Origin of the sequence: Enterococcus infantis, from assembly GCF_049166715.1 — a bacterium.
In the GTDB taxonomy this organism is placed as follows: Bacteria; Bacillota; Bacilli; order Lactobacillales; family Enterococcaceae; genus Enterococcus_C; species Enterococcus_C leclercqii.
Window position 1 is genome coordinate 287804 of sequence record NZ_JBMHFB010000005.1, and the last position, 10172, is coordinate 297975.

General features: G+C 36.7%; 9 protein-coding genes. 8 read left to right on the forward strand and 1 reads right to left on the reverse strand.

Features of this window, described 5'->3' with window-relative positions; translation table 11 throughout:
* Positions 1–848: 848 nt before the first annotated feature.
* On the forward strand, positions 849–1112 hold the full coding sequence (locus tag ACOMA8_RS08050) for a hypothetical protein (RefSeq protein WP_421369902.1): 264 nt from the start codon (positions 849–851) through the stop codon (positions 1110–1112).
* A 315-nt stretch (positions 1113–1427) separates the two neighbouring features.
* On the opposite strand, the gene ACOMA8_RS08055 is transcribed toward ACOMA8_RS08050, so the two are convergent.
* Positions 1428–2315: an Rgg family transcriptional regulator gene (locus ACOMA8_RS08055; RefSeq protein WP_421369903.1), complete on the reverse strand. Its 888-nt coding sequence runs from the start codon at positions 2313–2315 to the stop codon at positions 1428–1430.
* 223 nt (positions 2316–2538) lie between these two features.
* Here ACOMA8_RS08055 and ACOMA8_RS08060 point away from each other — a divergent pair, with 223 nt between their 5' ends.
* From ACOMA8_RS08060 to ACOMA8_RS08090, 7 genes are all read left to right on the forward strand, one after another.
* Positions 2539–3009 carry a hypothetical protein gene (locus tag ACOMA8_RS08060; RefSeq protein WP_421369905.1) on the forward strand — a complete coding sequence of 157 codons (471 nt, stop codon included), beginning with the start codon at positions 2539–2541 and terminating at the stop codon, positions 3007–3009.
* 19 nt (positions 3010–3028) lie between these two features.
* Positions 3029–4786 (forward strand): ABC transporter ATP-binding protein, encoded by a 1758-nt coding sequence (locus ACOMA8_RS08065; RefSeq protein WP_421369907.1) that lies wholly within the window; start codon positions 3029–3031, stop codon positions 4784–4786.
* Between the two features lie 11 nt (positions 4787–4797).
* Positions 4798–6594: an ABC transporter ATP-binding protein gene (locus ACOMA8_RS08070; protein ID WP_421369908.1), complete on the forward strand. Its 1797-nt coding sequence runs from the start codon at positions 4798–4800 to the stop codon at positions 6592–6594.
* 629 nt (positions 6595–7223) lie between these two features.
* On the forward strand, positions 7224–8612 hold the full coding sequence (locus ACOMA8_RS08075; RefSeq protein WP_421369910.1) for a DNRLRE domain-containing protein: 1389 nt from the start codon (positions 7224–7226) through the stop codon (positions 8610–8612).
* Entirely contained in the window at positions 8578–8937 is a 360-nt protein-coding gene (locus tag ACOMA8_RS08080; RefSeq protein ID WP_421369911.1) for an RHS repeat-associated core domain-containing protein, read from the forward strand. The genes ACOMA8_RS08075 and ACOMA8_RS08080 overlap by 35 nt, the downstream gene beginning before the upstream one ends.
* 294 nt (positions 8938–9231) lie before the next feature.
* Positions 9232–9630: a hypothetical protein gene (locus ACOMA8_RS08085; RefSeq protein ID WP_421369912.1), complete on the forward strand. Its 399-nt coding sequence runs from the start codon at positions 9232–9234 to the stop codon at positions 9628–9630.
* A 6-nt stretch (positions 9631–9636) separates the two neighbouring features.
* Complete coding sequence (locus ACOMA8_RS08090; RefSeq protein ID WP_421369913.1) at positions 9637–10062, forward strand: ABC transporter transmembrane domain-containing protein; 426 nt, start codon at positions 9637–9639, stop codon at positions 10060–10062.
* Positions 10063–10172 lie beyond the last annotated feature (110 nt).

The following is a 10172-nucleotide window of genomic DNA, read 5'->3' on the forward strand; positions in this document are numbered from 1 at the left end:
CGCCTATCTTTAATAAGAGGCAATTTCAACAGGCAATCATGAGAAAATTTCTAGAATTGAAGTCTGTGTCATAGATTGTTCATTAACATGGAAAATAGAATGCTAAAATGAGTAAATAAATAACTGTTATGTGTATAAACATAATAGTTGTAATAGAGTTGACTCATCACGGAAGCCCCAATATAATAAATATGTAAACGTTTACAGAAATAAGGGGATTTTAGTTGTATGTACTTAAATAACGTGAGAGGAGACATATTATAAGTGGGAAGGAAATTATTATGCGAAAATATTTTAATTCTAACATATTAATAATATCTGTAATATTAAATGTTTTAATTCCGTATTTTCAAAAATTTAGTTTCAATGTTCTTTCAGCAAGTACAACTCTAGGGTTTCCATTCAAATTCTTAACTGTCAGAAAAACAATGAAAGGAGATAGTCTATTTAATTCATTCGATATTGATTTAGGGGGATTAGTGTTATCAATTCTTACCATCTACGTCATGCTATATGTATTTTTTGATTTTCTGCCTCGGAAATTTAAGTCAAAGAAAGGAAACTAATAAAGAATGAAAAAGAAATTTATCGTTTCAATAATATGCCTGCTTGGTTTGTCGTTTTCTTTAGGAACTAGTAGAAATGCTAGCGCTGTTCAATTGAACTCTGATAGTTATACGTCGTAAGATATTTTGAATGCTCAGCAAGAGATTCAAGCAACTCTAAACAAGTAGTCTTTAGAAAAGGGAAATGTAGTAATTTTTGATAGCTTAAAATTCAATGTCGATCAAACCAAAATAGTTACTAAGAAAGAACTAGAAAATGAAAAACAAGCAGTAATTAATTCATTGAAACAACAGGTTGATTCCACTACTATAGAAATTGCTAAGGAAGAAAAATCAAGTGGATTGATACAACCAAGGGATATTGCAAAAGATGGGAGCAACTATGTAGCGAAAGTCAACTGTGCAATCCCTGCTATTGGCTGGGGTCACATCAACCAAGACTTTTCTGCAAAAATAAGTAGTTCAAAAGTAAGTCAACTTAGTCTACTAGGAGACTCATATAAGAGTGGTGTTACATTATCAGCATGGTCAGCAATACGCTCTTAGACAACGATATCAACAAATAAAAAGTATATTCAAGTAAATATGAAAGGAATATTAAGCTATATATTCAAAGGATCCAATATTGACGCGGTACAAACTTATCTTGCAACAGGTAAAACTAGTGGAAATTCGTTAGTTTCCGCTGTATATAATGAATGGCCAGGTTGAAAATAAAAAAATAGCATTGATAGATCGACTGAATTGATAATTGAAGGAAATAGATTAATAATAGAACCGAAATTAGAGGACATCAAATGGTGGCCTCTTTTTTCCTTTTTATTCAAACCTCCAATCTTTCCAAAAACAAACTGAGTTAGTTCATGAAACGCTAAAAGGGGTATCTATTCCTTTGGTTGAGGCTTGCATCTTCACAGAAAGAAAGATATCTTCGAGATTTTTGACGTCTTCTGTATAACCGAGGTTTTTGAAAAGAGAGATCAGCGGGGTCGGATCAAATAGTACTTCTCCATTCAAATAAAGAAATAGTTCATTGAAGAATTTCCAATAAATTCGCCACTTAAGATAATCACTGCTTGTAGTTTGGGTATATAGTTCGTCCAGCAGAAGTGGAACCATTTCAAGAGAATCATTTTCAAAGAGAATAATTAAGTAATTCACCAAAAACTTTACTTCTGCTCGTTTGTGCTTCTGTATTGAGCTTGTCCTGTTGAATCTAGACAATACGTCGTTCAAGTCAAAGGTTAACTGTTTTTCATTGAAAATATGCAAGCAGTTCCCATACATTGCCAGTTCAAAATAATCCCAGTCGGAAAGAGCTTCTAAATGCTTGTAGACCATTTCTATTTCCTTATCTGAAATAGTGATATTGGTGTGATTTGGGAGTTTTTGACAAACCAGCTTCATTTCAACAGTAAGAAGCAGGTAAAACATATCGTTGGTTTCTTTAAATTCAACTGCCAGTTGATCTAAGAATACCTGGGTGCTGTCCGGGTTTGAGACAACTGAGATAAACTGACTTCTATACTTATCTTTTTTTGTCATGGAGAAGCTATTTAACTCATGTATATACTCATCAATTTGAATATTCATTCTATCAAGTAGGCGTAACAGTATTTCAAAATCAACTTTGGCATTTTGATTTTCAATACGTTGTAAGAGATTGACTGAACAGATGCCCTGTGAAAGATCTTTCCTGCTCATATTTCTTATCTTTCGTTTTATTTTAATCAAATCACCATTTAGCATGAGTTCCCTCCCTAAAAAAAGACTATTTTTTACTATTTTATATCATGAATCGTGAACGTAGTAAACTTAATTTATACAAGAAAGGAGGGGTTGATTTGTTATATCTGATTATTAACTGGTTTGGATGGGAACTAATTGAGCCTCGCATCTAAAAAAATGTAAGCGCTGTGTCTATTTCCTAGCTTAAGATAGAAATAACAAACAAAATGAAGCTGACTTATTATTGCATTTTTCAGAAGCGTTAAAAGTTTATCTACAACCTAGAATTGAAAAATACGATGAAGGGAAAGTTTCTGACTACTATTACTTTTTTTACAGCATAAATAAAATAGCACTTAAACCACCTGTTACATTAGAATCTGGATTTGGAATTGGAATTTACAATTTCTTGGAAAGATATCTCAATAAGGAAAAATCATTTAAAGAAAGCTCATTTGTAAAAATCTTTAGTATTTTAGAAAAGCATTTTTCAATTTTTTCAGAAGTATTGGAAATGAATGGTATCAAAACGAAGTATGATGATGATATTGAAGAGCTAATTTTACATTCCAAGATAATTAAGAACTTAGCTCTTAGGAGCGCGTATCGAAAAGAGTCTATGTATAATTCGTTAATCAATGAAATTCATACAATAAGAGATAAGGAAAGTATATTAATTGATCATTTACTAAAGGATATCGAAAGTATAATCTAGCTAATTAGGAGAACATCTGATGAAAATGAAATCGATTTCAATAGTAATTGCCTACTGCAGAAGTGTGAGCAAAACGATTCTGTTATTTTGCCTGCTGAATAGTTTTCTGCTTGCCTTAGCCCCATATCTGACTGTGATCTTAATCAGTCAATGCATTGATATTCTTCAAAGCGGGGGTGGCACTGATGCGTTGATTAGCGGGGTGATAAGATATATTGTTTTTCTTGGAATCTTGAGAACAGTTCAAATTATTCTCGCCTATTTCTATAATATGGAAGTCAATCAATCAGGAATGAAGACTGGAATCAAATTTGGTTTTCAAATGCTTCATGCGGAGTTTTTTCAGTTAGAGGATAGTACGGTACGTGATGAGCAGGCCAAGATTCGTGCCCAAATCGGCGTGGGAGCTATTGTTTCGGAAGTGATTAGTCCGCTGCTGGGTGGTCTGTTTTCCATTGTTCTGTTTGGGTACTCTTTACTAAAAATCAGTCCATTGCTTGTCCTTTGTTTGATCATGGTGACTCTTTTCAGAATGAAAAATATAAATGAACTAGAGCGTAAAAAGCAGTTGCAAAAGCGCAACGATGGCGTAATAGCTCGCTGCCAGGACTATCTATTCAAGGTATCTACTGACTATAAATGGGCGAAAGAAATCAAATGCAATGATTTAATGTGTCTGCTGCAAAGCAAGTACCACCAGCTGATTGAGAAGGCAAATCATGATATCAAAGAATTAAACAGAGGGAATCTATTCAATCGAATCACGGAATGCTTTTTTGAGATTCTTTCTGTTTTGACAGATTTTGGACTGCCTATCCTCCTGTTTATACTGAAGAAAATCGATTTGTCGCAGTTTTCATTAATCATTAATTCTGGAAATCGATTTTCAGGAGGATTACGTGCTGTCTTGGAGAAAAGCAGTGAGCTTCAAATCATTTCTGAAGCGATCAAACAGTACGATCAATTTGACGATAACTTGCAGCTGGTCGATTCTGGAGAAGAGCAGTTCCCATTAGAGTGTAGTCCGAGTAACTTAAAAATTGAATTTAAAGACGTCTCTTTTCGCTATCCGAATGCGTCTAACTATGTTCTAAAAAATATCAATTTCACAATCCATGCCCATGAAAAAATAGCGCTGATTGGTTTAAACGGTGCGGGAAAATCAACTATCATTCATTTGCTGAGTGGTTTTTATACTCCTGAATCCGGAGAAATTCTTATCAATGGCGTGTCCTTGAGTCATTTGGACAAATCATCTTGGCGGAAAAATATGAGTGTCTTGCTTCAGGGATTTCAATTATTTGCCCTTCCGGTTTGGAAAAATATCTGTCTTAGCCAACCTTATGATAAAGATAAAGCCGAACGTGTGACAATGGCTAGTGGGATCGCGTCCAAACTAAAAACACTGGATAAAGAATGGAATTCAGAAGTAACCAAAATACTGAGCGATGAAGGAGTTGAATTTTCCGGGGGAGAAGCACAGAAACTTGCAACGGCCAGAGCTTTCTATAAGGATGCGCCATTCCTGATTCTTGACGAACCGACGTCTGCATTGGACCCGCTGGCGGAGGAACGTTTCTTTTGGGGAATAGATGGGGTGACGAATCATCAAACGGTTCTCTTTATCACGCATCGCCTTTCTTCCGTTAAATTATGTGATCGAGTGGTTGTATTAAACAATGGTATCTGTGAAGAAGTTGGATCGCATGAAGAACTTGTTCAACGTAAAGGTGTGTATGCAGACCTTTTTCAAAAGCAAGCTGAATATTACGTTTAGGGGTGAATCGAATGGATAAGAAAATTTTACGAAATATCATTTTCCTTCTGGGAAAAACGGTAAAGCTGAATCCCGTATTTATTGTCCTGACACTCCTCCAAGTAATCGCAAAAAGTATACAACCTGTTTTGCTGCTGTTGTTTATAAAAACGGCGATCAACCTTCTGGCGACAAACGAGCTGTCAATTTCCAACGAGGATAGCCGTACACTTCTTATATCTATGGGCTTTTATCTTGTTGTTGTCTGTCTTCAAAAACTTACCTTGGATTGGACACAAAGAGAAACTGTAGTGACAGCTTTAAGACTTAAAGCGGATCTTGCAAGAGTGGTGGGGAATCTACCTTATCAGGATTACGAAGATAGTCGTGTCAAAAACCTGATCGTACTGGCGTCTGACCAGGGGCCGTTTTTTCGAGTGATCGATCATCTCAGCATAATCACCAATCAGGTTCTGGTCATTTTTTCCTTAACATTTTTAGTTCTGGAACAGAGTGTGTTGATTGTACTGATAATGATTTCGACCGTCTTGTTCCGGATCTTTATTGACAATAAAAATCGAAAAGTGTGGCATTTTTGGCGGGAGAAATATTCGCCTATCACAAGACGTATCAATTATTTCTTTGAGTTGATGTATAGCCCCCAGTACGGAAAAGAAATACGTTCCAGTCAAGCAGAGGAAATTGTAGAAGAGGGGATTCATTCCACCTGCGAAGACTATATCTCGGTTTCAAAAAGACACAATGGCATGCTCGTCAAAAATAATTCTATGGCAGACTTTGCTGTAATTCTTCAAGAATTGATAATCATTTTGGTTCTTGGACTTAAAGTGATTGGAAAAGAAATCGCAATTGGGAATTTTGTTATGGTATTCAATGCAGCCCAGCAATATTCTTCAAATCTGCTAGGCGTGGTTTCAGAGTTTTCCGAATTGATTCTTGATGCTTCATTTATAGAAGAATATCGATGGTTCATGACCGAATTTGATGGAACCAAACAACAAAAAAGTGCTTTGAATAGTATGGTGTGCTGTGATCCAGTGACTATTGAATTCCGGAATGTCAGCTTTAAGTATCCTGGGTCTGAAGATGAAATTCTACATGATATTTCCGTCAAAATTCATGCCGGGGAGAGTCTTTCAATAGTAGGTGGCAACGGTGCTGGTAAATCTACTTTTATAAAACTACTTTGTGGACTGTATGAACCGACTTCAGGGGAAATCTTGGTGAATGGCCAACCACTGGAAGAATTTTCCGGTGAACAGAAGGCTCAACTGTTTGCGCCTATCTTTCAGGATTATAAAATGTTAGCATTTTCGGTGAGAGAGACCATTTTTGGAAATCAGGTTGAAGATGATGCAAGACTAGATCAGGCGCTTCTTTATGCTGGGATGATGGAACGACTCACTCAAATAAGTTCTGGAAAATCTACGTATATAACCAAAGAGTTTTCCGAAGAAGGAGTTGAATTCTCAGGCGGGGAAATGCAAAAAATTGCTTTAGCACGAATGATATACAAAAATTCCCCTGTAATGATTCTGGATGAACCGACTGCGGCAATGGATCCCATGGCAGAGTATGAACTATACCGAAACTTTGGAGACATGGTGGTTGGGAAGACCTCAATCTATATCTCGCATCGACTTTCTTCAACGCGATTTACCGATACTATTCTAGTTTTGGATAAAGGCCAAATTGTTGAAAGGGGGAATCACGATGAGCTAATAAGTAATACGAAAGGACTATATTATTCTATGTTTTCTACTCAAGCTGCTTGGTACAAAAATAATCCTTCTCGATATGCAGTTTAGCAATTTTAATAGGGTTCATACAAAAAAGTGGAATATCGACAGATATTCTACTTTTTTGTATCAATAGAGTATACCGTTTTGATACTAAATACCAAACATTACCATAGTAGCATTTGTACAAGTAGCATTCGGCTTGCTTAAAACTAATTCTCAACACGATATAAACTTGGATACCCTGAACAAGTTTCTTGCTAATTTAGGCCATGTAATTGATCTTGAATCATGGAAATTAAGAAGAGTATTAAGAAACCACCAACTTGCTAGACATTAGCAGTGACATGTTGAAGTATGCTTTTTCAAGAGAAAAGGACTGTATTTCATTCACACATTGGCGATAGTTTCATAGATTAATTCGTGGCTAACAATGCAGGTAACACTGCCTATACTTTTGGGAAAGTAATAATGAATGGATAACAAAAATGTAAGGAATGTTGCATATTCGAAAGGTTGTATGTAAACGATTAGATTTAGTTGTGACTCATGATACTATCATCTCGATGAAGACATTACGAGGGAATGAAACAAGGGCGTTTCTAGTCTGACGAGTGACTTCGCAAAGATTAGATTACTTAAGAAATGAGAGGAGAGCGAGCATGAGCAAAAAGAAAAAGTGGTTTAAAAAGGGTTAATTGGAAGCGTCGCGATTTTACTGTCGGCAAGTATTATACCGTCCGTCTTCGTTGGTTTTTGCAGAAACAGTGGATTCAAATTCACTTGACAAGACTGTTCAAGAGACGCCCGTTCGTAATGAGCCGAATGCAAAGCAGGAGGATCCACCTACTGAAGTTGTCGAAGAAAGAAGCGAGAATGAAATTGTTTTGGACAATCGAGACGGTTCGTTTACGAAACAAGTTTATCAGGAGCCCATTCATATAGAAAATCAGGAGACTGGAGAACTTGAACGAATTGAAACTGAACTGGTCACAGATGATACAGAAAAGATTATAGAGCCAAAAAATACCGAGTTACAAGCGCAATTTCTATTACAAATGGAACAGGGCCTTTATCAAGAAGTTGGTGAGAGAGACACTGCTATTCGCTTTTCGCTGCAAGGGAGCACAACAAGTTTCGGAGAAGCAAATACCTCGGGAGAAGAGCAGACAACAGAAGTCAGCACAAACGATCCAATTACAAGCAAAATTGAATCTGAGGACACGAAGAGTGAAGATCCTGATCCGGAACAACCAATGCATGGAGAAGTCCCTGCAATCAAAGCAGAAGATCGAACGGCAGAAGTGAAGGATAATGTTGCTCTCTACTCTGATGTCTTATCGAGTGTAGATTTCCGTCAAACGGTTTTCAATCGATCCGTTAAAGAAGATTTAATTGTAAAAGCACCTATGGCACTTCAATCTATCTATTTTCAGCTGGAGACCTTGTTAAGTCCTGTGCTAGAAGATTCTGGAGCAGTTACTTTTCGGAATATCAAGGGCCAGATAATCTATGAAATTCCGCGTCCAATGATGTCTGATTCAAAGATTGACGAACGAATGGGTGTAGGGGCGATTAGTGAAAATTTATCTTACGAACTCTTTGAACTGGCCAAAAATCGGTATCAGTTGGTTTTACGGGTAGATACGGACTGGTTACAGAGCGAAGAGCGGGAATATCCAGTTTATATTGATCCAAGTATTACTTACAATAAGTTACAAAATGCAAATGCACGTCAGTTGAATCCAACGACCAATTATAGTGGGGCTGCACTATGGCGTCCAAGCCAGGGGGCACATACCTTATGGGTCGGAAAATTTGGAGAAAACCCACTGAATGTTGCCTATTTAAAAACAGATATGAGTAAACTGAACCAGGCGACCATTCAAAAAGCACAGTTTAAAGTTTATAACTTGTGGCATGCTTATGAAAATTTGTCAAATGAATTAAGTTTGAATGCGGTCAATGCGGATTGGAATCCTAAAACACTGACTTGGAACAATAAGCCTGCCTATACTGCAATTACGAAAACTAATGTTAAACGGGCGCAATGTGCTAAGCAGTACAGCAAAGACCGATATTGCTAAAAGTAATCCATACGGGTATGCCGGGTATACCTATGATGCCGAGACACAGCTATACTATTTGATGGCGCGCTATTATCACCCAGCGCAAGGTGTCTTCTTATCTTTAGATCCAGATCCGGGCGATGAAGATGATCCGTTGACGATGAATGGGTATGCCTATGCGGATAATAACCCCGTGATGAACATTGATCCAAATGGACATTGGGTATGGGCCGCAGTTGGTGCAGGATTTGCGGCTTATGAGTCATACAAGACCTATAAAAAACAAAGTCATGGGAAAAAGCAGGGTGGGCCGCGGCAAAGAGTATTGGATCGTCCCTATTAAAGTCCATGTCTGCGTGTCTGAATTGGAAGCAATCTGCGGGAAATTCTCAGCGTGGGATCGCTCTCGGTCTATCTTGATTACTTATTCTGGTTGGTATGATTAATTACAAGGTAATGAGAAGATCCGAATCTACCTAAGATAAAGCAGTGGCCACTCTTGGAAGCTAAAAAACCTCGAGGAGCTGCTGCTTTACCTTAGGTGGAATACTTTGTAAAAAGGTATTTGAATATATTGACAAACAGATTCTAGTCAGTTAAAGTTTAACCATCTGTATGGATGGTGAGGAGAATGTATATGAAGGCGGAAACAGAGAAAATCACTTTGAATATGAATAGTATGGATCTTGCTAGAATTGATTTATTGGTTGACCAAGGTTACTATCAGAATCGCACAGATTTCTTAAAAAAGGCTATTCATTCACAAATTATGAGCTATCATGATGAGATTGCAAAAAGTTTGAGTGTAATTGAAAGCAAATCAACAGTCCTAATGGGAGTTGTTAAGATTGATTCAGAGACGCTGAAAAACCTTAGTGAAGGAAGAACAGATGTGAAAACTTCTATTACAGTTTTTGGAATTTGTCATATTGATAAGAGTATTTCTCTAGAAGAAATTCAACAATTTGTTTCAGAAATTACTGTTTATGGAGTGACGCGAGCAAATCCGTCGATAAAAACTGCATATGGGATTTAGAGGGGAGTGAAAATTATAGATACGTTAAGAAAAAGCTCTAGGAAGATGGCTATTTTTTTAATTCCGGGTATTTTCTTTTCAATTTTGAGTGCGATTATAGGTGTTTATATTCCATTAGTCGTTCGAAATATGATTGATCTTGAAAAAAATATTGGATCTATAGAAATTCTAAAAGTAGTCAGTCTCTTTTTATCCCAGGCTTTGGTTTCCTCTGTAGGTATTTATCTCGTGAGTAGATACGGTGAAGAACATATATTTGAGCTTAGGAATACTGTATTTTCCAAAATAATTTCTTGTCCCGTTTCTTTTTTTGAGAAGCATAGAAGTGGCGAACTATCTAGTAAACTAGTGAATAATACAAATTATATACGCATATTTTTTACAAATGCCTTACCTTCATTTGTATCTAGCGGAGTGGATCGGCTACACTAGACTAGACAGAAAAAATAAGGTGTGTAGAATAAGAAAAAACACACTGGAGGATTGTTTATGTCAAGACGTCAACGTCGAACCTATTCAAAAGAATTCAAACAACAAATTGT